Consider the following 23,339-nt stretch of genomic DNA (forward strand, 5'->3'; position numbering starts at 1 on the left):
TCGGACCGGCTGATCCGTCGGCCGGTCCGCCCGCTGGAGTGGCGCAACGGTAGCGCACCTGTCTTGTAAACAGGTGGTTGCGGGTTCGATTCCCGTCTCCAGCTCGAAGAAACAGCCCCTCACCTGCGAGGACATCGTCTCCGATGTGCTCCGGTGAGGGGCTGTTCTGCGATCCCGATAGCGTCCGCGCCGGGGGTCAGAACGTCTCGTAGGTCACCCGGTTCACCATGAACCCCTTGCCGGTCATGATATTCCAGCAGGTCATGCCGTCGAAGCGGCTGGTGCAGGCGACATTCCCGGAGGTCGCGCTCTGGTCGTACTCGAGCGCAGTCGCGGAGTCGCTGAGGAAGGACGATCCGCAGGCCGTGGCGGCTGCGCCGTCGGAGACCTGGATCGAGAACGGACCGTTCTCGCAGTCCTCGAGACCGGACTCGCCGAAGTCCCGCTCGAGCACGCTGCAGGACACCGAGTCGCCCTCCAGCAGGCAGATGATGTTCCCGGTCGGGGAGCGCAGCTCGGTCATCTCCTGTGCGCCGTCGGGGGCAGGGGAGACCGGGTCCTGGCTGGGGGTCTCCTCGGTGGGTTCTTCGGTGGGCTGCTCCGCCGGGGCCTCCTGTGCCGTGGTCGAGCTGTCTCGCTCATACCCGTCGTCGTCTGCGGACAGCCAGGCGCGTCCGGCGAAGGCGATGACGACCACCAGCAGGAGGGAGAGCAGCAGGCAGCCGCCACAGGCCCACCAGATGCGGCGGGAGGGCCCCGAGCCCTCGTCGCCCGTCGCGCCGGGGTGCTGTGCAGGGGGCGTCGCGGCAGCTGCCGCAGCGGGTGCCGCGGCACCGTATGCCGCGGCACCGTAGGGCGTCTGCGGACTCTGCCCCTGCGGGAACTGCGGTGCGGCGGAGGACTGCGCGCCGTGCATCGCTGTGGCGTCATAGGCACCGGGGACGGCGGGGAAGGCGTAGTCCGGATACTCAGCTGGTGCTGGTGCTGGTGCTGGTGCTGGTGCTGGTGCTGGTGCGGGGGCCGGGGCCGGGGTGGCGGCGGGTGCCGCGGCTGCTGCGGGCGGAGCATCCGGCGATGCCGGGGAGGGCGCCGGACCGAGGGGGACCACGCCCGCATCCTGCGCGATCCTCACGGAGGAGGTCGGGGCACCGGGCGCGGGTTCGTCAGAGTCGTCTGCGCCGTTCCAGAAGGCGTCGTCTCCGAAGTCGCCCCAGACAGAGACGTCGTCGGGGTCCTCGGCCGCCGGCTCCGCGACGAGCTCTGGCTGCAGTTCGGAGGAGGGGCCGGGAGCCGGGAGGGGAGCGAGACCTGCGACCTGGGTGTCGTCGTCGGCAGTGTCCCTCTCAGAGGCTTCTGGCTCGGAGACATCCTGCTCACGGCTCTCCTCGTAGGCGCGCTTCGCCCATGGATTCGTGGCCAGGATCCACTGGCGCGCGACCTCGGGGCACGACGGGTTCAGGAGGATCATCCGCTGCAGCTGAGGATGCTTCTCGGTGAGTTCGAGCAGACGCTCCGGGCTGGTGCTCGGATCGCCTGCCTCCTGTGCCGCTGAACGGGGCTCTGCCACCGCATTCTCCCTTCGTCACGCTGTGTCGGCCGTTGCGACGAGACAGTGTCCCGCCGCCCGCATCTCGAGCTCGGACCTCGTGCCCGCGCCTCGTGCCGATCCCCGAGAATGGCACATCGGGCGTGCTCGAGGCACGGGGCAGGTGTGCAACGGAGATTTTTCACTGGCCATGTGCGCCGCCCCGTCGGCATCTCGCGGGAGGCGAGGCAGGAGGAGATCGCCTGCGGTGGTGCCGCAGGGGAGTTCTCCCCATATCGCCGATCCCGGGACCCCGATAGCCTCGACCACTGTGCCGCGGCGGATGCCGGGGCAGTTCAAGGGCGCCGGCGCCGCAGGTGCCGGATCGAGAGGGGACCACATGATCATCTGGCGCGGATGGGGCGGCCTGGCCATCGTGTACATCGGAGCGTGCGCGGCACTTCTGGGAGGGCTGCTCGGCGCTTCGATCCTGCAGTCCTCGACAGCGGCAGGACCGTTGGCGGGACTGGGGATCCTGATCGGCGGGGCGATCACGGCAGTGCACGGGTGGTACCTCAACGTGCTCCTGCCCCGGAAGCGGGCGGAGCAGTGGGAGGCGGCCGAACGGCCCCGGCTCGAGGACGCAGCGGACCGCGGAGTGCTGGTCGTGGGCAACACGCTGCCCAGCAGCCCCGAGGAGGCGGCGCAGATGATCGAGTCCGTCATCGCCGATGGCCGTCGCGCGATCGGCCGCCACGGTCCCCATTCGGTGTTCTGGATCCCGATGGAGGTCATCGGGATCCTCGCGATGGTCGGCGGCATCGTCCTCGCCGGCGCGACCCTCGCCGCAGCCTTCACAGGCTGACGAGGCTCCGCCCGCTCCGGCTGACGGACCCCGCCCGCTCGGACTGACGGGCCCCGCCCGCCCTGGAAGCAGGCGTCAGCTCGCCGGCGGTTGGGCATCCTCCACGGTGATCACCGGCAGCGCGGTGGTGACCGTCATCGGCTCCCCGTCGGGGTGCAGCGGGCGCACCTTCAGCCAGTAGTAGCCGTGCCCGCCCAGGGTGATGGTCATCGAGCCGTCCTCGCCCACCGGCGGGAACTCGTGCCCGCCGAACAGGTCGCGCACCGTGCGCCGAGCCAGCCCTCCGAGCTCCAGGGAGACGGTCACGGGACGTGCGGAGAGGTTGAACACGCACAGCAGGGTCTCGGCGTGGAACTCCGCGTCCTCGCCGTGCTCGGCCCCGTCGTAGGTGCGGGTGAAGGCGAGCACGCGGTCCGAATCGGCGGGGACGTTGCGGTAGGCGCCCATGCCGAAGGCCTCGTGCTCCTTGCGCACCGCGAGCATCCAGCGCACGAAGTGCAGCAATGAGCTCGAATGCGCCATCTGCGCCTCCACATTGGTGGTGGCGTAGTGGTAGACGAGCGACTGGATCACCGGCAGGTACAGCTTGCCGGGATCGGTGATCTCGCTGAACCCGGCATTGCGATCGGGGGTCCACTGCATCGGCGTGCGCACGGCATCACGATCGGTGAGCCAGATGTTGTCACCCATCGCGATCTCGTCCCCGTAGTAGAGGAACGGGGAGCCGGGCAGGGACAGCAGCAGGGCGTGGATCAGCTCGAGCTCGCTGCGGGAATTGTCCAGCAGCGGCGCCAGACGCCGACGGATGCCCACGTTCGCCCGCATCCGGGAGTCCGGGGCGTACCAGCCCAGCATCGCGGTGCGCTCCTCCCCGGTGACCATCTCGAGGGTCAGCTCGTCATGGTTGCGCAGGAAGGTCCCCCACTGGGCACCCCGGGGGATCTCCGGGGTGTCCTCGAGGATGTCGATGATCTGGCGGGCGCTGCCTTCACGCAGTGCGTAGAACAGGCGGGGCATCACCGGGAAGTGGAAGCACATATGGCATTCGGGCTTCTCCTCGGTTCCGAAGTAGTCCACGACGTCGCGGGGCCACTGGTTCGCCTCGGCGATGATCACGCGTCCGGGCCAGTGGTCGTCGACGTAGCTGCGCAGCTCGGCGAGGAAGTCGTGGGTGGCGGGGAGGTTCTCCCCGTCGGTGCCCTCCTCCTCGTAGAGATAGGGGATCGCGTCGGCGCGGAAGCCGTCGATGCCCTTGTCCATCCAGAACTTCACGACGTCGAACATCGCCTCGCGGACCTTCGGGTTCTCGAAGTTCAGATCGGGCTGGTGCGAGAAGAAGCGGTGCCAGAAGAACTGCCGACGCACGGGGTCGAAGGCCCAGTTGGACTCTTCGGTGTCCACGAAGATGATGCGGGCCTCGGAGTACTTCTCGTCGGTGTCCGACCACACGTAGAAGTCGCCGTAGGGCCCCTCCGGGTCCGAACGCGATTCCAGGAACCACGGGTGCTTGTCCGAGGTGTGGTTCATCGGCAGGTCGATGACCACCCGGATCCCGCGCTGATGGGCTTCGCTGACCAGGCGCTCGAAATCGGTGATCGAACCGAACTCCGGCAGCACCGCCTCGTAGTCGGAGATGTCGTAGCCGCCGTCGCGCAGCGGCGAGGCCATGAACGGCGGCAGCCAGAGGCAGTCGATGCCCAGCCACTGCAGGTAGTCCAGGCGTTCGATGAGGCCGGAGAAGTCGCCCGTGCCGTCGCCGTTGCCGTCGGCGAAGGCGCGCACCACCACCTCGTAGAAGACGGCCCTGCGGTACCAGTGGGGGTCGTAGTCGACCCCTGGTCCCTGCGGCGTGAACTGAGTGGTGTGCAGGGGCATCGGGTCCTCCACGGCGGGGTAAGGAGCAGGGCGTGCGACGTGCCACCACAGTAGCGTCCGCCGTACTATGGCGGGGCAGCTGCGGACAGTGCCGTTCGCGGATCATGTCAGCACGTCGGGGGAGACCAATGGGGCATCCATATCCGGGGCAGCAGCCCTCGCCGCAGCAGCGCTCGCGCACCGGTTTCTGGTGCGCGCTGGCCTGCGTCCTCACCCTCCTCGCGATCGTCTTCCTGGCGGTGACCGGCGGGGTGGTCTACCTCGTGAGCCGGGACCGGGGCTCCCCGCCGGGGCCGACGGAGACCGCGAGCGGACCCGAGCTGGTGAGCTTCGAGCACGAGTTCTTCAGCTTCGCCTATCCGGCGACGTGGTTCGACCTGAACAAGAGCGCAGACCCGGCGGATGCCGTGGGAGTGGCGGAGCTCGCCGACGAGGACATCGCCCCCGATGACCTCTACAGCTTCGCGACCAACAGCATCACGGTGTACATGTTCGACTCCGACCTGCACGCGGTGATGACCTGCCGCACGCAGGCCACCTGGACGGGCTTCGGCTGGGACGAGCCCGGGGACCCCGAGGAGCTGGACCCGATCACCCTCGACGGCAAGGAGCTCGCGGCGCATCGCACCACGGGCACCCATGACGGACAGGACGCGGTGGGGGAGATGTACTGCGCCGACGTGGCCGATGACGTGGTGCAGATCGTGGTCGAGACCCACGGCGCGACGGAGCTGTCTCCCGAGATCCGGCAGATCCTCGACAGCTGGGTCTGGACCGAGGGCTGAGCCCGGGCTGCGCCGGCGGCGTCAATCCCCGGCGTCAGTCCCCGCGTCAGTCCCCGACGCGCCAGTCGATCGGCGCCGCACCCTGCTTCGCGAGCAACGCGTTCGCACCCGAGAACGGCCGGGAGCCGAAGAACCCTCGCGAGGCCGACAGCGGACTGGGGTGCGGGCTGGCGATGTACGGCACCTCGCCCAGCAGGGGGATCAGGGACTGGGCATCGCGTCCCCACAGGATCGCCACCAGCGGACCGCCGCGCGCCACCAGCTGGCGCAGCGCCTGCCCGGTGATCTCCTCCCAGCCGCGGCGACGGTGTGAGGCGGCGGCCCCGGGGGCGACGGTGAGCACCCGGTTCAGCAGCAGCACACCCTGGTCCTGCCAGGCGGAGAGATCGCCATGGGGTGCGCGCGGGATCCCCAGATCGCTCTCGAGCTCCGTGTAGATGTTCGTCAGCGACCTCGGCAGCGGGCGCACCTCCCGCTCCACCGCGAAGGAGAGCCCGATCGGATGGCCAGGGGTCGGATACGGATCCTGGCCGACGATCAGCACCCGCACCTCGGCCAGCGGGCGCGTGAAGGCGCGCAGCACCCGATCAGGAGCGGGCAGATAGCCGCGACCGGCGTCCTCCTCGGAACGCAGGAACCCCTCCAGCTCCCGAAGGCGGGGTTCGACGGGCGCGAGCGCCTCAGCCCAGTCGGCGGCGATGTTCTCGGCGAGCGATGTCGACACGGCTCCAGTCTTCCACCGGACCAGTCACCGGCGCCCCGCTGAGCGGCGCGCGTGAGCCGTTCCCCACCCGGGCCGGGTCAGCGGCGCGCCGGACAGGACCGGCGCGTCCCGGCCCTTACCCTGGGGCTATGTCCTCCGATATCGCTCATCGAGCTTCCCGCGCAGCGCTCGCCGCCGCGGGAACCGTCGAGGCTGCGGAGGCTCTGGAGGCTCTGGAGGCTCTGGAGGCTGTGGAGGCTGTGGAGGCCACAGAATCGGAGCAGCAGCTCTCCGCGGGTGAAGAACCGGAGCAGGGCGACGACACTCCCGCCACGATGTCCGATGCGTCACTGCCCGGCCCGCAGGGCGGGCTCAGCGAGCGGGACCGCCGGATCCTCGCCCTCGAAGGTCGCACCTTCCGCTACGTCGGCGCGAAGGAACGGGCGATCCGTGAGCAGATCGGCCTGTCGAAGGTCGCGTACTACGTGCGTCTGAATGCACTTCTGGACGAGCCCGCCGCACTGCGGGCCGCGCCCTCCGTCGTCCACCGACTGCGGGGCCGGCGCACGTCCGAGGATGGCGCCACGGGCGCCGCCGACACCCACCGAGTGGCCTGAGCGGAGTCACCCGCAGGGCGTGTGCTCCGCACCCGGCGCGGGTGGAGCAGGTTTAATGGGGCCGTGGCTGATTCCCAGTATCCGTACCCGCCGGACCGTTTCGACGATGAGGCGGACGCCGTGTCCTTCCACGGCGCCCACCGCGCCGAGCTCCCGTTCTGGCGGGAGAACCTGCTGTACATCATCATCATCGGCGCCGCCGCGGTGCTGCTCGTCGTGCTGCTCTTCTTCATCGGAGGCATGGGCAACAACGGCGATGACCGCGCAGAGGACCCCACCTCCGCCGCGGCCGAGAGCGAAGCCGCCGAGCAGAGCGCCGAGGAGACCGCTGCCGAGGAGGAAGCCGAGCCCGCCCCCGAGCCCGACCTCACCACTCCGGTGCTGGTGGTCAACGCCGGCGGCATCAACGGCCTGGCCGGCACCTGGCGCGACACCCTCGAAGGTGAAGGCTGGGAGGACGTCAGCGTCACCACCTCGGACAACGCCCAGCAGGAGCCGGTGGTCTTCTACCGCGACGAGGGCGACGCGGACACCGCTCAGGCTCTCGCCGAGCGCGCCGGCGCCGGCGAAGCCCGTCAGAGCGACGAGTACGACGCCCGCATCACCCTGGTCGCCGTGGCTGAGCCCGGCGATGCCGGCGGTGACGCCGAGGGCGAAGGCTGACAGAGCTCGCTCTCGACAGCAGGAGGCTCGAGCGGCAGGCGGCGACCCAGGAGGTCGGCGCCTGTCGCTCTCCTGATTCCCGGGCCGTTCCGGAGGGCTCCGCAGCGCGGAGCTCTGACACAGGGCGAAGCGACTGCGACCCGACAGCGACTCGACCGATGTGTCCGCCATGAGCAGAGAGTTAGCACTCTCCGCCTTCGAGTGCTTATGATGATCTGGCACTCGGTGATCGAGAGTGACAGCGCCTCGTGCGCTCGAGCTCGCGCGCACCGGGGGCACGATCGGCAGGCGGTCCACCGCTTCGCCGACCACGAACATTCCGGCCCCGTGAGGGGGTCGCCGCTGTGGGACATGAACACGGCGTCGGCTCTCGTCCGTCGCGGGCACAGGGTCGGGTGGACACCACACCACACGGGAGAGATTCCACAATGGCCAAGCTCATCGCATACGACGAGGAGGCCCGGCGCGGCCTCGAGCGGGGAATGAACCAGCTCGCGAACGCCGTCAAGGTCACCCTCGGCCCCAAGGGCCGCAACGTCGTGCTCGAGAAGTCCTGGGGCGCGCCCACCATCACCAACGACGGCGTGTCGATCGCCAAGGAGATCGAGCTCGACGATCCCTACGAGAAGATCGGCGCGGAGCTGGTGAAGGAGGTCGCCAAGAAGACGGACGACATCGCCGGCGACGGCACCACCACCGCCACCGTCCTCGCACAGGCCCTCGTCAAGGAGGGGCTGCGCAACGTGGCCGCCGGCGCCAACCCGATCGCGCTCAAGCGCGGCATCGACAAGGCCGTGGCAGCCGTCACGGAGACCCTGCTCTCGCAGGCTCACGAGATCGAGACCAAGGAGCAGATCGCCTCCACCGCAGCCATCTCCGCCGCTGACCCGGCCATCGGCGAGCTCATCGCCGAGGCGCTGGACAAGGTCGGCAAGGAAGGCGTGATCACGGTCGAGGAGTCCAACACCATGGGCCTCGAGCTGGAGCTCACCGAGGGCATGCGGTTCGACAAGGGCTACATCTCGCCCTACTTCGTCACCGACGCCGATCGCCAGGAGACGGTCCTCGAGGACCCCTACATCCTGCTGATCTCCTCGAAGATCTCCTCCGTCAAGGATCTGCTGCCGCTGCTGGAGAAGGTCATCCAGTCCGGCAAGCCGCTCGCGATCCTCGCCGAGGATGTCGACGGCGAGGCGCTCGCGGTGCTCGTGGTCAACAAGCTGCGCGGCTCCTTCAAGTCCGTCGCCGTCAAGGCACCGGGCTTCGGCGATCGTCGTAAGGCGATGCTCGAGGACATGGCCATCCTCACCGGTGGCCAGGTCATCTCCGAGGAGGTCGGCCTGAAGCTGGAGACCGCCGGGCTCGAGCTGCTCGGCCAGGCCCGCAAGGTCGTCGTGACCAAGGACGAGACCACCATCGTCGAGGGCTCCGGCGACGCCGAGCGCATCGCCGGTCGCGTGTCCCAGATCCGCACCGAGATCGAGAACTCCGACTCGGACTACGACCGCGAGAAGCTCCAGGAGCGCCTCGCGAAGCTGGCCGGCGGCGTGGCCGTCATCAAGGCCGGCGCCGCCACCGAGGTGGAGCTCAAGGAGCGCAAGCACCGCATCGAGGATGCCGTGCGCAACGCCAAGGCTGCTGTGGATGAGGGCGTCGTCGCCGGTGGCGGCGTCGCGCTGCTGCAGGCCGGTGCCGACACCTTCAGCAAGCTCACCCTCGAGGGTGACGAGGCCACCGGGGCGAACATCGTCAAGGTCGCCATCGAGGCCCCGCTCAAGCAGATCGCGGTCAACGCCGGTCTCGAGGGCGGCGTCGTCGCGGAGAAGGTCAAGCACCTCCCCGTCGGCCAGGGCCTGAACGCCGCGACCGGTGTGTATGAGGATCTGATCGCCGCCGGGATCATCGACCCGGTCAAGGTCACCCGCTCCGCGCTGCAGAACGCGGCGTCGATCGCGGGCCTGTTCCTCACCACCGAGGCCGTCGTGGCCGACAAGCCGGAGCCCAAGGCCCCGGCCGGCGGCGGCGACGACATGGGTGGCATGGGCGGAATGGGCGGCATGATGTGATCTCCTGATCACGCCGCTCCCACCGGAGCACCGCAGTGCCCCGATCCTCTCCGGAGGGTCGGGGCACTGTGCTGTCCGGCCCAGCGGTATCCAGCCCTGCGCTGTCCGGTGGCCCTGCTGCCGCACTCCTCCCCATCCCCGGTGCTCACCCTGGGCCCTTGACCCTGTCTCGAGGGCAATGGCGAGCATCAGCAGTGCCGGGAGGCGGCACGACGCCGCCGACTGCGGGAGCAGGTCGCCCGGGAGCGAGCGGAGCATCTCGAGATGATGCTCGGAGCGAGGCCTCGATGACGAACCCGTGAACGGTCCGGGTGTCTCTGGTCGAGGTCCAGGACTGATCACCTGCTCCGCGCGGCCGCCAGCCACGACGCAGTCGGGCGCGGGGACAATGGAGCCATGACCTACGAGATGCAGGATTCGATCGTCGTCCCCTCCACCCCGGACGAGGTGTACGCGCTGATCAGCGACGTCACGCGGACGGGCGAGTGGAGTCAGCAGTGCCTGCGCTGCGAGTGGGACAGCGAGCAGCGAGGAGTGGGCGCCCGCTTCACGGGGTTCAACCGCACCCCGGAGCGCGAATGGCAGACCACCTCCGAAGTCATCGCGGCCACCCCGGGAGAGCACTTCGCCTGGTCGGTGGGACCCGGCCGTGCCCAGTGGGGGTACCGGCTGCGGCCGGCCGCGGGCGGCGGTACGGAGCTGACCGAGTACACGCTCACCCCCCCCGTACTTCGAAGAGGTGTTCGCCGAACGCTACGGCGACCGCGCCGAGGAGGAGATCGCTGTGCGTCAGCGGGCCGCACGCACCGGGATCCCGGCGACGCTCGCCGCGATCCGTGAGGTGCTCGCCAGCCGCTGAGCAGGCCCTGCTCTGACCGGACGCGCCACGCCACGCCAGGCCTGGTCAGATCAGGAAGATCGGGATCACCCCGGGGTTGTGCGCGTGGACGATGGCGAGGAACACGATCACGTCGAAGAGCAGATGCACGACCAGCACGTACAGCAGCGAGCCGGTGCGGGAGAACAGCCAGCCCTGGAGCAGCGCGAAGGGGACGGTGAGCAGCGGCCCCCAGGCCTGATAGCCGAGCTCCCACAGGAAGGACACGAAGATGACCGCCTGCAGGAGGTTCGCCGTCCAGAGCCCGAAGTGGCGGCGCAGCAGCGCGAAGCAGGTGCAGATGAAGAACAGCTCGTCCCAGGTGCCCACGAAGTTCACGCCCACGAGGAAGCGTCCCAGCGCGCCGCTGTCCGTGATCGCCGGCCAGTTCTCGTAGGCGCCCGAGGTGATGAAGTAGTACGGCAGGATCAGCCAGCCCAGCACGGGCACGGCGATGATGTACCCCCACTGCCACCGATTCCACCTCTCGCCGGAGAGCCAGGGGAAGCGGATCGCCCGACGGCGCAGCACCAGACGGTCCACCAGCAGCGGCACTGCCACGGCGAGGAGCAGCACGGTCCCGATCGTGAAGAAGCGGTCCCAGTCCACATTCGCCTTCACCGAGGTGGTGGAGACGATCGCGATCCCGAGGCCGATCAGGGAGAGATCCTTGCCGAGCTCCCGGGAGAGGACGAAGGCGCCGAGCAGGCTGAGCGCGAGCAGTCCGTGGCCCCAGCCGGCGAGCTGGAGGCCGAAGAGGAGGAAGGCGGAGGCTGATACCCCGGCGGCAGGAAGCAGCCAGGTCGTCGGGGTGGGCGGCGCGGTGTCGACAGCGGTGACAGCGGTGGGGGTGGGCGGCGTTGCCATGGGCACCAGCATGCCAGTCGAGCGCTCGGTGGGACACAACTCACTACGGCCCGCCAGTGGCAACATGCGGCAAGTGGTGAGACCGGTTTCCCGGGCGCTGGCACCCTGTCCGTGGTCGAGCTTTTGATGCGACCGGGCACCGTCGCCATAGGGCACGGAGATTGCCCTCGGGTGGGCCCTCGGCAGGGTTCACCGCCGCGCATCACAGTGAGAACCCTGAGCGTCCCGCCGTCGGCCAGACCGGCTCGATGGTGGCGAACGCACGTCTGCGCCGTCCCCGGCGGTGCGGTACGGAGCGTCCCATTCGAGGAGGAATGCAGTGCGAACACCTTTCTCCCGCCGACGAGGAGCCCCCCGCTCGCTCGCCGGTACTCGTGCCGATGTGAGGGAGGGAGTGGGACGTCGCGGATTCCTCAAGTCCCTGCCCGTGGTCGGCGCAGGTGCTGCGCTGCTCGGCGGCTGTGCCTCCCAGGAGGGTGCAGTCACCGGTGTCGACCGGGTGCTGTCCATCTCCCTGGGCCAGGCGGAGTCCCACCCCAGCTACGGCTCGCTGGTCTCCTTCGGTGAGCGGATCGCGGAAGCGACCGACGGCCGCTACGGCGCCCGCGTGTACGCCAACAACTCCCTCGGCGACCAGCAGGAGACCGTGCAGCTGGTCTCCGACGGCGCGATCGACATGGCCGTCGTCTCCGGCACCCAGATCGAGAACTCCTCACCGCGCTTCCTGCCGATGAACGTCGCCGGGGTCTTCGACGACATCGACCACCAGAACCGGGTGATGCTCGACGAGTCGATCGTCGGCGAGCTCTTCGCATCGCTTGAGCCGCAGAAGCGGCTGTCGGTCCTGGGCGGCTACACCCAAGGCGGCCGGCACCTCTACACGGCACAGGGTCCGATCGAGTCCGTCGAAGATCTGGAGGGGCTCAAAGTCCGAGTCCAGGAGTCCGAGATCTTCCTGCGCCTGATCAGGAACATCGGTGGGGTTCCCACTCCGATGGCCTACAGCGAGGTCTACACCGGGCTGCAGGCGGGGGTGCTCGACGGTGCGGAGAACAATGAGATCTCCTACGTCACCCAGCGCCACTACGAGGTCGCCAAGCACTTCACGCTCACCAATCACCTGATCGGCTTCGACTTCCTGCTGGCCAACACCGACCTGCTCGAGACGATGGACGAGCAGGACTCGGTGGCTCTCCGAGCCGCCTGGGCCGAGACCCAGAGCGAGTTCGTCGAGATCTGGAAGCAGCAGACCGAGGACGCCACCGCGACGATGCTCGAGCGCGGAGTGGTCATCACGGAGCCGGACCCCGAGGTGTTCACCGCGATCATCGAGGAGACCGGCATCTCCCTGCTGGAGGACCCGGCGGACTTCGCCCTGTACGAGGCGATCCGCGGTGCGGCCGAAGGGGGCGATTCCTGATGTGGAAGATCCGTCAAGGGCTGCTCTCCGCCCTCAAGGTGCTGTGCATCGTGCTGTTCGCGGTGCTCGTGCTGGTCGTGGTGTGGCAGGTGTTCACCCGCCAGGTGCTCAGTGCCCCCAGCGCCTGGCCCACCGTCACCGCCTAGTACATGTTCGTGTGGTTGAGCCTGTTCGCCGCGACCCTGGTGTTCGGCGAACGTGGTCACATCGCGGTCGACGTGCTAGCGCAGCGCGCCCCGGGGCTCTCCCGCCGCGTGCTGGTCGTCGCCGTCCAAGCCTCGACGCTCGCCTTCGCAGCGCTCGGCATGGTGTGGGGCGGGCTGCGCGGGGTCGCGATGTCCTGGGAGCAGGTGATCCCGGGCTTCCCGTTCTCCGTGGGCCATATGTACCTCGCACTGCCCGTCAGCGGGCTGATGATCGCCTTCCTCGCGCTCGAAGATCTGCTGCTCGCTGTGCGAGGCGATGAGCTCGCACCGCTCGAGGAGACCGACGACGAGGCCGCCGAGAGCGCCGGAGCCGCCGCGGCGGCAGCCGTCATCCAGGATTCCGACGGGCAGTCGCTCCCGGACTCCGACCCCCGCACCGACACCGAGAAGGAGCGCTGATCATGGATCCCGCAATGCTCGCCGGGATCATCCTGATCATCGGCATCCTCGTCCTCATCGCCATCGGCGCCCCGGTCGCGATCGCCATCGGCCTGCCCTCTGTGGTGGCCCTGATCGCCGTCATCGGCATCGAGCCGGCCGTGTTCGTCTCCGCGCAGCGCATGTTCATGGGCGCGAATTCGTTCTCCCTGCTCGCGATACCGTTCTTCGTGCTGGCAGGCCAGCTGATGAACACCGGCGGAGTGGCCGCCCGGCTGATCGACGCGGCCAAGGTGCTGGTGGGCCGCATGCCCGGCTCGCTCGCCCAGACCAACGTGGTCGCCAACGCGATGTTCGGCTCCGTCTCCGGCGCGGCTGTGGCCTCTGCCGCAGCCGTCGGCGGGATCCTCAGCCCCCGGCAGCGCAAGGAAGGCTATGACCCGGCCTTCGCCGCCGCGGTGAACGTCGCCTCGGCGCCTTCGGGCATGCTGATCCCGCCGTCGAACACTCTGATCGTGTATTCGCTTGTGTCCTCGACCTCGGTCGCCACGCTGTTCGCCGCCGGTTACGGCCCGGGCGCGGTATGGATGCTGGCCTGCATCGCGATGGTCTGGATCATGACGAAGCGCCGCCCCGAGCTGGTGGGCAACGACAACGGTGCTGCCCGCGGCGAGCTCACCCTCGCCATGGCACTGCGCACCCTGCTGGCCGCGGTGCCGGCGGTGTTCATGATGGTCATCGTCATCGGCGGTCTGGTGGCCGGGTTCTTCACCGCCACCGAATCCGCGGTGATCGCCGTGGTCTACTCGCTGGTCCTCGGCTTCATCTACCGGGCGCTGACCGTCAAGAAGCTGCCCGCGGTGATCCTGGCGGCGACCCGCACCACCGCCGTGGTGCTGCTGCTGATCGCGGTCTCCGGAGTGCTGGGCTGGGTGCTCGCCTATGCGACCATCCCGCAGTTCATCGCCGGTGCCCTGCTGGGGGTCTCCAGCTCCCCGATCATCGTGCTGCTGCTGATGATGCTGGCGCTGCTGGTGGTGGGCATGTTCATGGACCCCACCCCGGCGATCCTGATCTTCACCCCGATCTTCCTGCCCGTCGCCCTTGAGCTGGGTGTGGATCCGATCCACTTCGGCCTGATGATGACGTTCAACCTGTGCCTGGGCACGATCACCCCGCCGGTCGGTGTGATCCTGTTCGTCGGCGCGAGGGTGGGCCGGATGAAGGTGGAGCCGGTGATCATGCGCTTGCTGCCCTTCTACGTGCCGCTCGTGATCGGCCTGCTGCTGATCGTGTTCGTCCCGCAGATCTCGATGTTCATCCCCGATCTGCTCGGGATGTCCAGCGAGTGAGGCTGCTCGCGACGGGGCCACGGCGTACGCGCCGTGGCCCCGTTCTCATGCTCGCGGTGTCGCCCGCGGCAGCGGCCTGCGGCAGCGGCCTGCGGCAGCGGCCTGCGGCAGCGACTCGCAGCAGCGACCTGCGGGCCGCTCACATGTCGAAGGCAGAGATGACGAGCTGATCGCCGCCGGGGCAGACCGCGAGGACGCCCAACCCGTCGCCGGCCGCGGTCCGGTTCTCATATCCCGGCTGGGTGAGGACCGGCATCACGGTGAGCCACTCCTCGGGGCAGGAGGAGAGGGCCTCCTCGAGCGGGCCGACGATCGCAGCGCGCAGCTCTCCGTCCGTGAGCCGCTCGGGCTCGCCGCCGATCGATCCTGCGGCAGCCTGTGACTGTGCGGTCGTGGCCAGCTCTTCGACCTCCGCCGGGGCCAGTGTCACCACAGCCTGCCACCAGTAGTCGTCCTGGGCGGGGATCGGGACCCGCTCGTGCGGATCAGTGAACTGGCCGCCGATCAGTGTGAGCTCAGAGGCCGTGTCCAGCGTGGGCAGGTGCTCGGCCACCAGCTCGGAGCTGGTCGTCAGGGAGTCAGGCAGGAACCAGCGCTCGCTGTCCTCGTCGTGAATCCATGGGTCGCCCTGCCCCGGGCGAGATTCTTCGAGTTCGCCGCAGCCGGTGAGCGCTGCTGCGGAGAGGCAGAGCAGCGCGAGCCATGCGGCGGGAGCCGCGCCTTGGTGGCGTCGTCTCACAAGCCCCACGCCTGCGCGAGCAGCTCGAGCGCGTGCAGCCGGTCCGCCGGGTCGTAGTAGTAGGCGGTGAGGATGAGCTCGTCGGCGCCGGTGGCGGCGACGATCTCCTCGAGCTGCCGGACCACTGTGGCGGGGGAGCCGACTGCCTTGATCGACAGGGTCTGGTCGACCTGTGCGATGAGCTGCGGCGCGGCGACCTCGTCGATCGGCCGCGGGGGCTGGATCTTCTGGCGCCGGCCGGTGACGACCCCCAGGAACATCTGCTGGAGGGTGGTGAACTGACGCTGCGCCTCCTCGTCGGTGTCGGCCACCACCAGGTTGACGCCGACCATGGTGCGCGGCGTCGACATCTGTGCCGAGGCGGCGTCCGGGTCGAAGTTGTCGCGGTAGACGTCGAGCGCGTGCAGGTACTGGAAGGGGGCGAAGTGCGAGGCGACGGAGAAGGGCATCCCCAGCTGAGCGGCCAGGCGGGCGCCATTGGCGGTCGAGCCGAGGATCCACATCGGCACCTCGGTCCCGCGGGCGACATCCGCGGTGATCGGCAGGGAACCGATGGGCACCTCGCGGGACCAGTCCCGCATCTGCTCGACGGCGGCGATGAAGGCAGACGGCTCCGCCGAGGTGCGCGCGAGCAGCTGTGCGGTGAGCTGGTCCGTTCCCGGCGCCCGACCCAGGCCCAGGTCGATGCGGTCGCCGTGGAACTGCACCAGGGTGCCGAACTGCTCGATCACCGTCAGCGGCGCGTGGTTGGGGAGCATGATCCCGCCGGAGCCGACACGGATGCGCTCGGTCAGTGATGCCGCCCGGTCGATCAGCAGCGACGTGGCGGAGGAGGCCAGGCTGTTGGTGTTGTGGTGCTCGGCGAACCAGAGCCGTTCGTAGCCCAGCCGGTCGGCGGCCTTCGCGCCGTCCATCGACGCGTTGATCGCCTCGCGGGTCGTCATCCCTTCGGAGATGGAGACGAGATCGAGGATGGACAGCGGCACATGAGGAGCGTTCATACTGCTGAGGCTATCGAGGGAGCCGCTGCGGTGGCGGGCTCGGGGATGAGAGCTTCTCGACCTCCGATCAGGGAAGCTTCGCGCCCCACCAGGCGTTGGCCCCGGCATGAGGTTCTCCCTGCTCGACCGCTCCCGCACCCGCCATGGGCTGCCCGAGGCCGCTGCTCTGGAGCATTCCGTCGAGCGTGCGATCGATGTCGAGCAGCTGGGCTATGAACGTTTCTGGGTCGCAGAGCATCATGCGGTGCCCGGGATTGCGAGCGGCGCCCCGGCGGTGCTGCTGGCGGCGATCGGTGCTCGCACCCGGCGGATCAGGCTGGGTTCCGGCGGGGTGATGCTCCCCAACCATCGGCCGCTCGTGGTCGCCGAGCAGTTCCGGATGCTGGCCGCGCTGTTTCCGGGCCGCGTCGATCTGGGCCTCGGTCGGTCGCTGGGGTTCACCGAGCCGGTGCGGCGCGCCCTCGGCCGCCTCGAGGCGAGCCCTGAGGAGTTCGCGCAGGAGATCACCGACGTGCGGGCGCTTCTCGAGGGCTCCGCCCCGCTGACCGTCCGGCCCGCCGACGCCGGCGAGGTGCCGATGTTCGTGCTCGCCACCGGCAGCGGGGTCGACACCGCCGCTGCGCTCGGCCTGCCGGTGGTGCTCGGCGGCCCCTTCCTGGATTCGCCGGAGCTGGCGGATCGGCTCGCCGCCTACCGACGACGCTTCCGGCCGCATCGCGGCAGTTCGCCGCAGGTCATCGTCTCCATCGATGCGCTGATCGCGGACACCGACGAGGAGGCTCGTGAACTGGCGCTGCCGGAGGTCTGGGCGATGGGCCGCTCCCGCACCACCGGCCTGTTCGAGGCGCTCGAGCCCGTCGCGCGGATCCGAGCGTCCACCATGAGCGAGAAGGAGGCTCGCCGGGTGGAGAGGGGCCTGGCGGCGACCGTGGCCGGGGCGGCGACGACCGTGCGCCGACGGATCGAGGAGCTGGTCGAACGCACCGGGGCCCACGAGGTGATGGCGACCGGCGCGACCTATGACCGGGAGGCGCTCAGCACCTCGGACAGGGCGCTCGCGCAGCTGCTGGCCGGCTGAGCCTCCGCTCAGCCGAGCTGCAGGCCGAAGCTGAGCAGGATGTTCCCGAGCACCAGCACGCCCAGCACGACGAGGCCGCCGACGGGGATCGCGCGGAGCCGCAGCGGCTCAGAGGGCACCGCGGTGACGCTGCGGGCGAAGATGTGCGCCATCGGCGCGAAGACCAGGAGCGCCGTCCCCGCCGCGAGGATCGCGATCTGTGCGGAGGCCGGCAGCTCGGCCGGGCTGATCGCGAGGTACACGATGCTCAGCAGCACCGAGACGGTCATCCCGTACAGCCACGGGAACAGCGTCATCGCATTGCGCAGGCGCGGATCGGCCCCGGCGTGGCGCGCCATGTGGGGCGCGAAGGCCCGGGCGTTGAGGAACATGCCGCCGATGCCGATCGCGAGCGCGAGGAACTGCAGCGGGAGGGATAGCCCGAGCAGCTGTGCGGCCTGCCCGGTGTCGCCGGCGCCGAAAGGAGTCAGGCACAGATACATGATGCCCTCCTGGACCGAGGTGAAGGCGAACCACAGCCACACCAGGTGCAGGAAGTCAGCACGCGCCCGCAGCGGGGTCCACAGCTGCAGCAGCACGCCGGTGACCAGGCTGAAGGCGGGGCCGACGAGCAGCGTCAGCACCTGATCGCCCTCCGGCGGAGAACCGCGGTCGATCACCCCGAAGGGGTACAGGACCGAGGCGTGTCCCAGCGCGAGCCCGGCGACCAGATGCGTGAGCTCGTGCACGAAGATCATCAGCGCGCTCGCGATGAGCGCGGCCACGAGGTTGTTCAGGAGCAGCGGTCGGGCGGAGGCCGGGGACGACTTTGCTGTGCGCCGGGTCACCATGGCGGCATCCTGTCACCGTTCATGGTGAGGCGCGCCGGGTTCCGACGAGCCGGTCCTGCTCAGATCGTCCCGCAGAGATCGAGCGCCGCCCGCGCTCGCGGGCCACGGGCTCGAGCGCGGGGTGAACGGGCTGCAGATCGTGATGATGTGCGAGGTGCCCTCGAATGCGCTCGACGCCGATGCCTTCCTCGACCATGTCGACGGATTCTCGATCGGGTCGAACGACCTCACTCAGCTCACCCTCGGGATCGACCGCGACTCCGAGCTCGTGGCCGGAGCCTTCGACGAGCGCGATCCTGCGGTGATCCGCCTGATCGACATGGCGATCGATGCCTGCCGGGCCCGGGGGAAGTACGTGGGGATCTGCGGACAGGGCCCGAGCGACCATCCCAAGCTCGCCGAGCATCTCAGGGCGAAGGGGATCTCGTCGATCTCGCTGAACCCGGACACGATCGTCGACACCTGGAAGCGGCTCGCCACGGTCTGATCGTTCGGCGCCGGGGGTCAGGGAGTGCCCGGCTCCGCCGGAGGCCGGGTCGGGTCGTGATCGTCGCCGTGGATCGGGACGTGCTGCTCGGGGATGTCCTCATAGGACGCCGGATCGGAGATCGGCTCGAGATGGGTGAGCACGGTGAGGTCCGGCAGGCAGTCGCGCAGCTCGTCCTCGAGCCCCTCGATGTAGTCGTGGCCGCGCTTGACGGTCCACTCGTCCGGCACCAGCACGTGCACGTTCATGTACTTCTGCTGGCCGGCCTCACGGGTCTGCAGCCCATGGAACGTGATGGTGCCGTCGGTGCGGCGGCGCAGCACTTCGGTGATGACCTCGTGGTCCTCCTCCGGCAGCGCCTTGTCCAGCAGGCCTGAGACCGCCTCGTTCAGCAGCCCGATGCCGGTGACGATGATGTTCACGCCCACCGCGAAGGCGACCAGCGCATCCAGTCTCTCCCAGCCGGTCAGAGCGACCAGGCCCACCCCGATGAGGATGCCGGCGCTGGTGACCACATCGGTCATCAGGTGCTTCCCGTCGGCCCGCAGGGTGATCGAGTTGTGCTCCTTCCCGGCGCGCATCAGCACCAGCGAGACCCCGCCGTTGATCAGCGAGGCGATCACGACGATCACCAGGCCGATGCCGAGGTTCTCGAGCGGCCGCGGGTTGATGAAGCGTTCGACGGCGGTGACCATGATGACCGCGGCCGCCACGAAGATCATCAGCCCCTCGACGGCGGCCGAGAAGTACTCGGCCTTGGCCCGGCCGTAGAGGAAGCGCTCGGTGGCGGGGCGGGCGGCGACCGTCAGCGCGATGAGGGCGACCACGGCGGCGACCAGGTTCACCGTGGACTCCGCGGCGTCGGAGAGCAGGCCGACGGAGTCGGTCATCGCCCAGGCGCCCGTCTTCAGGGCGATGGTGATGACTGCGGCGACGATCGAGAGCCACGCGAATCTGCGCAGATCCACGCGCTTGCCCGCGGCAGGGGTGGTCGGAGCGGGGGCGGTCATGCGCGGGAATCCTTCGTGGTCGGATCGGGGGCGAGGGTGCCGTCGGGTGCGATGTGCTCGAAGATCTGCTCGACCAGGGAGAGGACGTGCGGATCTTCCACCGTGTAGTAGCTGTGGCGGCCCTCGCGGCGAACGGAGACGATCCCGGCCAGGCGCAGCTTGCTCAGATGCTGACTGGTGGTGGGCAGGCTGAGCCCGACCTTCTCGGCAAGGGTGCCCACATCGAAGTGGCCGCCGCTCATGAGGCGCACCAGATGCAGCCGTGAGGGGCTCGCCAGCAGGGCGAAGGTGTTCGCCGCGGCGGCGAGCTGCGGCGCGGTGGGGGAGGAGCCCGCAGGGGGTCCCGGAATCGTCATGGGTCCAGGATCCCAGCGGTTCCATAGTTGCGCAATAAGCGAAGTGAGGTTGTGGGGCATGCCGCAGTCGGGCGCTGGCGGGTGCAGGGAGCAAGACGACAGAGAGCAGGACGGCGGGGAGCGGACGATGCCCGAAGGTCGTCCTCTCCCCGTCGTCCTCTCCCCGCCGTGCAGGTGCGGGTCAGTCCACGCTGCGAGCGGGCTCCGCCTGGATCGGCAGGCCAGCATCGCGGTAGGCCCGGAAGCCGCCGATCAGATCCGTGGCACGGTGGAAGCCGAGGTCACGCAGGTCGCGGGCCGCGAGCGAGGAGTAGTACCCCTCGTTGCAGACCACGACGACCAGATCATCATGCTCCGGCCCGTCCGCCATCCGGTGCGCACTGCTCGGATCAAGCCGCCATTCGAGCACCAGGCGCTCGATGACGGTGGCTCCGGGCAGATGCCCCTCGGACTCCCGGGTCGCGGCCGAGCGGATGTCGATCACGTGCGCCCCCTGCGCCTGAGCGGTGAGGAGGTCCTCCGGCGTGAGCCGATGGACGCCCTGCCGGGCAGCCTCGAGCACCTCGTCGATGCTGTGCGGCGCAGGCGCTCCGGCGCGGCGTCGACCGCCGGCCGGGGCGGTGCTGCTCACCGCTTGCGACCGGAGGAGAAGGAGGCGAGACCGCCGCCGACGGAGTTGCCGGTGCCGCCGCCGTCGGAGCTCGTGGAGTAGCGGGACGGAGCGCCCTGGCCCTGACGGCGCGCGCCGGAGGCGCTGCCGCCCTGCCCGCCCTGGCCGCCACGGCGACCGCCGCCCTGACCGCCGCCGCCCTGACCGCCACGGCCCTGACCGCCGGCGCCCTGGCCGCGTCGGCCCTGACCCCCGCGACCCTGACCCTCGGTGCGGGTCTCCTCGCCCTGACCGCCACGGCGGGCGCCGCCGCCCTGTCCGCCGCCCTGACCGCCACGGCCCTGGCCGCCACCCTGGCCCCCGCGACCCTGACCGCCGGAGCGTCCGCGACGCTCCCCGTTCATGCGGGCCTGGTCGAGCTCGGGCTCGGGCTGGCGGGGCTCATGGGTGGCCACTCGCTCGCCCGGGGCGAGCGAGGACAGCACCGGGCTGGTGGGCTGCACTTGGGAGTGGTACGTGGGGGTGATCCCGGCCTTGCGCATCAGGTCGCTGACATCGCGCTTCTGATCCGGGGTCTGCACGGTGATCACGGTGCCCGATTCGCCGGCGCGGGCGGTGCGACCCGAGCGGTGCAGGTACGCCTTGTGCTCGACGGGCGGATCGGCGTGGACCACGAGGGCCACATCGTCGACGTGGATGCCGCGGGCGGCGATGTCGGTGCAGACCATCGTCGTCGCGGTGCCGTCGCCGAATGCCTCGAGGTTCCGGGTGCGGGCGTTCTGCGAGAGGTTGCCGTGCAGGTCCACCGCATCGACGCCGCGCGCGCTGAGCTTGCGGGCGAGGTTCTTCGCGCCGTACTTGGTGCGGGTGAACATGATGGTGCGCCCGGGTGCGGCGGCAAGATCACGCAGCACATCGAAGCGGGTGGTGGCGGCGACCTCGAGCACGTGGTGCTCCATGGTGCCCACCGGGCTGGTCGCCGGATCCGCGGAGTGGGTGACCGGCTCGTGGAGGAACTCCTTGACCAGCTTGTTCACCCCGGAATCGAGGGTTGCGGAGAACAGCATCCGCTGGCCCTTCGACGGCGTCTTGGCGAGGATCTTGCGGACCATGGGCAGGAAGCCCATGTCAGCCATGTGGTCAGCCTCGTCGATGACGGTGATCTCGACGGCACCGAGGTCCACGTGACCCTGGTTCATGAGGTCGAGCAGACGGCCGGGGCAGGCGACGAGCACGTCGACGCCGCTTGCGAGGGCCTTCACCTGGGGGTTCTGGCCCACGCCGCCGAAGACGACGGTGCTGCGCAGATCGGCGGCCAGCTCGAGCGGCTTCAGCGACTCGGCGAGCTGCGAGGCGAGCTCACGCGTCGGCGCGAGGATCAGGGAGCGGGGGCGGCGCGCGACGCGACGGCGGGGCTCCGCGATCAGGCGGGCCACCAGCGGCAGCAGGAAGGCGTAGGTCTTGCCCGAGCCGGTACGGCCCCGGCCCAGCACGTCCCGGCCGGCCAGCGAGTCGGGCAGCGTCGAGGCCTGGATCGGGGTGGGCTGGGTGATGCCTCGCGGCGCGAGCGCCTTGATGAGGGCGGCGGGCACGCCGAGGCGTGCGAAATCAGGGGTGGTCACGAAAGGTGATCCGTTCTGCTCAGTGCATCCCACCCGGGGCATCGTCGCACGGCACTGCCCAGGGGCAGTGATCCTCGGCCGACGCTGTCTCCGCAGCGGAGCCAGCCGATCGCGTGGATCGGGGCTGCCTGTGCGGGACCTGTGCCGCGGCGGGAGGACGGCACTGCCAACCACACTACGTCCAGGCCAGCTCGGTGGCGATGAAGCGGGCCCGTGGTGTGAGATACCACCGGGTCGCCGACGATGCGGTGGGATGTGCCGGGTGCCCGCGTTCTCACGTGGGACACAAGGGCACCCTCCGGTAGCCTCCTGCGCAAGCATTCATCCCGTTTCCAGGAGGGCCGATGACACGTCGCGTCAGCATCAAGGACGTCGCCCTGCACGCCGGAGTCTCCTGGAAGACCGTCTCCAATGTGGTCAATGATCGCCCCGTGGTGCGGGACGAGACCCGCGCCCGCGTGCGGCTGGCGATCGAGGAGCTCGGCTACGTGCCCAATCATGCGGGCAGGGAACTGCGCGGCGGGCCCACCCGGACCATCGCGCTGGTGGTGCCGGAGCTGCAGAACCCCTATTTCGCGCGCCTCGCCGAGCGCATGCAGGTCGCGGCTCGCGACCGGGGGTACACCGTCAGCGTCGAGGTGTCCCTGGGCAGCGCCCCGACGGAACGGGCCCTGGTGCGCGGCCACACGCCCCGGCCCGTGGATGCGGTGATCATCTCCCCCTCCGCGCTGGTGCCGGCCGATCTGCTCCCCTCCGGCGGGCCCCGGGTGGTGCTGCTGGGCGAGATGCTGCCCGCAGCACCGGAGGTCTCCCATGTGGCGATCGACAATGCCGCCTCAGCCGCCGACGTGGTGCGCCACCTGGTCGATCAGGGGAGGCGGCGACTGCTGTTCCTGGGCGGCGACGGCGCCGTCCGCTCCACGGCCACCGACCGCCTCACCGGATTCCGGGCCGCACTGCGATTCGCCGGGGTGCCGATCGTGCCCGAGCTGATCCGCACCGTGACGAAGTGGAGCCGCGAGGCCGGGTGGCGAGAGCTGGAGGCCGTGCTCGCGGCCGGGCTCGAGGTGGACGCGGTGGTGGCCGGCAACGATCTGCTGGCCCTGGGCGCTCTGCGCGCGCTCGCCCAGCGCGGCGTCGCCGTGCCCGAGCAGGTCGCGGTGGTGGGGTGGGATGACATTCCGGAGGCCACCTGGGCATCCCCCTCGCTGACCACGGTGGCCCCGGACCTCGAGGCCCTGATCTCCGCCGCCCTGGATGCCGCACTGGCCGAGGCTGGAGGAGCGGCGTCAGGCGGCGCGGAACTGGTGGTCGGGCACCGACTCATCGAGCGCGGATCCACCGGCGTCCGAGAGCAGGATTGATTGCGAGGGCATCCCACGGGAAGGCTGAATTCCCACGTTGCAA

At 69.7% G+C, this 23,339-nt stretch carries 22 protein-coding genes, 1 tRNA gene and 2 pseudogenes; 14 read left to right on the forward strand and 11 right to left on the reverse strand.

Annotated features, from left to right (window positions below; translation table 11 throughout):
• The first annotated feature begins 32 nt into the window (after positions 1-32).
• A tRNA-Thr gene (locus tag ACT3SQ_RS04490) sits at positions 33-104 on the forward strand.
• A 92-nt stretch (positions 105-196) separates the two neighbouring features.
• Here ACT3SQ_RS04490 and ACT3SQ_RS04495 read toward each other — a convergent pair.
• Positions 197-1,567 (reverse strand): variant leucine-rich repeat-containing protein, encoded by a 1,371-nt coding sequence (locus tag ACT3SQ_RS04495; RefSeq protein ID WP_444600866.1) that lies wholly within the window; start codon positions 1,565-1,567, stop codon positions 197-199.
• A gap of 358 nt (positions 1,568-1,925) precedes the next feature.
• On the opposite strand from ACT3SQ_RS04495, the gene ACT3SQ_RS04500 reads away from it, so the two are divergent.
• Complete coding sequence (locus tag ACT3SQ_RS04500) at positions 1,926-2,390, forward strand: hypothetical protein (protein WP_441443479.1); 465 nt, start codon at positions 1,926-1,928, stop codon at positions 2,388-2,390.
• Between the two features lie 75 nt (positions 2,391-2,465).
• On the opposite strand, the gene treS is transcribed toward ACT3SQ_RS04500, so the two are convergent.
• On the reverse strand, positions 2,466-4,265 hold the full coding sequence (gene treS, locus ACT3SQ_RS04505; RefSeq protein WP_441443478.1) for a maltose alpha-D-glucosyltransferase: 1,800 nt from the start codon (positions 4,263-4,265) through the stop codon (positions 2,466-2,468).
• 128 nt (positions 4,266-4,393) lie between these two features.
• Between treS and ACT3SQ_RS04510 the strand changes: the two genes are divergently transcribed.
• Positions 4,394-5,050, forward strand: coding sequence for a hypothetical protein (locus ACT3SQ_RS04510; protein WP_444599055.1), 657 nt, complete (start codon positions 4,394-4,396; stop codon positions 5,048-5,050).
• 46 nt (positions 5,051-5,096) lie between these two features.
• On the opposite strand, the gene ACT3SQ_RS04515 is transcribed toward ACT3SQ_RS04510, so the two are convergent.
• Positions 5,097-5,774, reverse strand: coding sequence for a uracil-DNA glycosylase (locus ACT3SQ_RS04515; RefSeq protein ID WP_441443476.1), 678 nt, complete (start codon positions 5,772-5,774; stop codon positions 5,097-5,099).
• Positions 5,775-5,902: 128 nt separating this feature from the next.
• Between ACT3SQ_RS04515 and ACT3SQ_RS04520 the strand changes: the two genes are divergently transcribed.
• The 4 genes and pseudogenes from ACT3SQ_RS04520 to ACT3SQ_RS04535 form a co-directional block, all read left to right on the forward strand.
• The gene (locus tag ACT3SQ_RS04520; RefSeq protein ID WP_442332204.1) at positions 5,903-6,370 is read left to right on the forward strand and encodes a DUF3263 domain-containing protein; all 468 of its coding nucleotides are present in this window, start codon (positions 5,903-5,905) and stop codon (positions 6,368-6,370) included.
• Between the two features lie 63 nt (positions 6,371-6,433).
• Complete coding sequence (locus tag ACT3SQ_RS04525; RefSeq protein WP_441443474.1) at positions 6,434-7,033, forward strand: LytR C-terminal domain-containing protein; 600 nt, start codon at positions 6,434-6,436, stop codon at positions 7,031-7,033.
• 428 nt (positions 7,034-7,461) lie between these two features.
• Entirely contained in the window at positions 7,462-9,099 is a 1,638-nt protein-coding gene (gene groL / locus ACT3SQ_RS04530; protein ID WP_444599054.1) for a chaperonin GroEL, read from the forward strand.
• A 408-nt stretch (positions 9,100-9,507) separates the two neighbouring features.
• Positions 9,508-9,762 (forward strand): annotated as a pseudogene (locus tag ACT3SQ_RS04535) (SRPBCC family protein); the annotation flags it as partial.
• A gap of 241 nt (positions 9,763-10,003) precedes the next feature.
• Here the strand turns inward: ACT3SQ_RS04535 and ACT3SQ_RS04540 are convergent.
• Positions 10,004-10,843, reverse strand: a complete 840-nt coding sequence (locus ACT3SQ_RS04540; RefSeq protein WP_441443471.1) for a CPBP family glutamic-type intramembrane protease — start codon at positions 10,841-10,843, stop codon at positions 10,004-10,006.
• A gap of 319 nt (positions 10,844-11,162) precedes the next feature.
• Between ACT3SQ_RS04540 and ACT3SQ_RS04545 the strand changes: the two genes are divergently transcribed.
• From ACT3SQ_RS04545 to ACT3SQ_RS04560, 4 genes are read left to right on the forward strand one after another with little or no spacing between them, the layout of a single operon-like run.
• Complete coding sequence (locus ACT3SQ_RS04545; RefSeq protein WP_442332203.1) at positions 11,163-12,263, forward strand: TRAP transporter substrate-binding protein; 1,101 nt, start codon at positions 11,163-11,165, stop codon at positions 12,261-12,263.
• Positions 12,263-12,409: a hypothetical protein gene (locus ACT3SQ_RS04550; protein ID WP_441443469.1), complete on the forward strand. Its 147-nt coding sequence runs from the start codon at positions 12,263-12,265 to the stop codon at positions 12,407-12,409. Before ACT3SQ_RS04545 ends, ACT3SQ_RS04550 begins: the two co-directional genes overlap by 1 nt.
• Positions 12,410-12,412: 3 nt before the next feature.
• Complete coding sequence (locus ACT3SQ_RS04555) at positions 12,413-12,868, forward strand: TRAP transporter small permease (RefSeq protein ID WP_441443468.1); 456 nt, start codon at positions 12,413-12,415, stop codon at positions 12,866-12,868.
• 2 nt (positions 12,869-12,870) lie between these two features.
• Complete coding sequence (locus ACT3SQ_RS04560; protein ID WP_441443467.1) at positions 12,871-14,199, forward strand: TRAP transporter large permease; 1,329 nt, start codon at positions 12,871-12,873, stop codon at positions 14,197-14,199.
• Between the two features lie 139 nt (positions 14,200-14,338).
• On the opposite strand, the gene ACT3SQ_RS04565 is transcribed toward ACT3SQ_RS04560, so the two are convergent.
• On the reverse strand, positions 14,339-14,938 hold the full coding sequence (locus ACT3SQ_RS04565; protein ID WP_441443466.1) for a hypothetical protein: 600 nt from the start codon (positions 14,936-14,938) through the stop codon (positions 14,339-14,341).
• Positions 14,935-15,939, reverse strand: a complete 1,005-nt coding sequence (locus ACT3SQ_RS04570; protein WP_441443465.1) for an LLM class flavin-dependent oxidoreductase — start codon at positions 15,937-15,939, stop codon at positions 14,935-14,937. The genes ACT3SQ_RS04565 and ACT3SQ_RS04570 overlap by 4 nt, the downstream gene beginning before the upstream one ends.
• A 106-nt stretch (positions 15,940-16,045) precedes the next feature.
• Here ACT3SQ_RS04570 and ACT3SQ_RS04575 point away from each other — a divergent pair, with 106 nt between their 5' ends.
• The gene (locus ACT3SQ_RS04575; protein ID WP_444599051.1) at positions 16,046-17,017 is read left to right on the forward strand and encodes an MsnO8 family LLM class oxidoreductase; all 972 of its coding nucleotides are present in this window, start codon (positions 16,046-16,048) and stop codon (positions 17,015-17,017) included.
• A gap of 8 nt (positions 17,018-17,025) precedes the next feature.
• Here ACT3SQ_RS04575 and ACT3SQ_RS04580 read toward each other — a convergent pair whose 3' ends face one another.
• Complete coding sequence (locus tag ACT3SQ_RS04580) at positions 17,026-17,847, reverse strand: hypothetical protein (protein WP_444599050.1); 822 nt, start codon at positions 17,845-17,847, stop codon at positions 17,026-17,028.
• A 94-nt stretch (positions 17,848-17,941) separates the two neighbouring features.
• Here ACT3SQ_RS04580 and ACT3SQ_RS04585 point away from each other — a divergent pair.
• Positions 17,942-18,334, forward strand: a pseudogene (locus ACT3SQ_RS04585) (putative PEP-binding protein); the annotation flags it as partial.
• 17 nt (positions 18,335-18,351) lie between these two features.
• On the opposite strand, the gene ACT3SQ_RS04590 reads toward ACT3SQ_RS04585, so the two are convergent.
• From ACT3SQ_RS04590 to ACT3SQ_RS04605, 4 genes are all read right to left on the reverse strand, one after another.
• Positions 18,352-19,344 carry a cation diffusion facilitator family transporter gene (locus ACT3SQ_RS04590; protein ID WP_441443449.1) on the reverse strand — a complete coding sequence of 331 codons (993 nt, stop codon included), beginning with the start codon at positions 19,342-19,344 and terminating at the stop codon, positions 18,352-18,354.
• A complete protein-coding gene (locus tag ACT3SQ_RS04595) occupies positions 19,341-19,700 on the reverse strand; it encodes an ArsR/SmtB family transcription factor (protein ID WP_441443448.1) in 360 nt (119 codons plus the stop codon). Before ACT3SQ_RS04595 ends, ACT3SQ_RS04590 begins: the two co-directional genes overlap by 4 nt.
• 181 nt (positions 19,701-19,881) lie before the next feature.
• Positions 19,882-20,331 (reverse strand): rhodanese-like domain-containing protein, encoded by a 450-nt coding sequence (locus ACT3SQ_RS04600; protein WP_441443447.1) that lies wholly within the window; start codon positions 20,329-20,331, stop codon positions 19,882-19,884.
• Complete coding sequence (locus ACT3SQ_RS04605) at positions 20,328-21,932, reverse strand: DEAD/DEAH box helicase (RefSeq protein ID WP_442332199.1); 1,605 nt, start codon at positions 21,930-21,932, stop codon at positions 20,328-20,330. Before ACT3SQ_RS04605 ends, ACT3SQ_RS04600 begins: the two co-directional genes overlap by 4 nt.
• Before the next feature lie 344 nt (positions 21,933-22,276).
• On the opposite strand from ACT3SQ_RS04605, the gene ACT3SQ_RS04610 reads away from it, so the two are divergent.
• On the forward strand, positions 22,277-23,296 hold the full coding sequence (locus ACT3SQ_RS04610) for a LacI family DNA-binding transcriptional regulator (RefSeq protein WP_441443445.1): 1,020 nt from the start codon (positions 22,277-22,279) through the stop codon (positions 23,294-23,296).
• Positions 23,297-23,339: the final 43 nt, after the last annotated feature.

Origin of the sequence: Brachybacterium sp. AOP42-C2-15 (assembly GCF_052377065.1) — a bacterium.
Taxonomy (GTDB): Bacteria; Actinomycetota; Actinomycetes; order Actinomycetales; family Dermabacteraceae; genus Brachybacterium.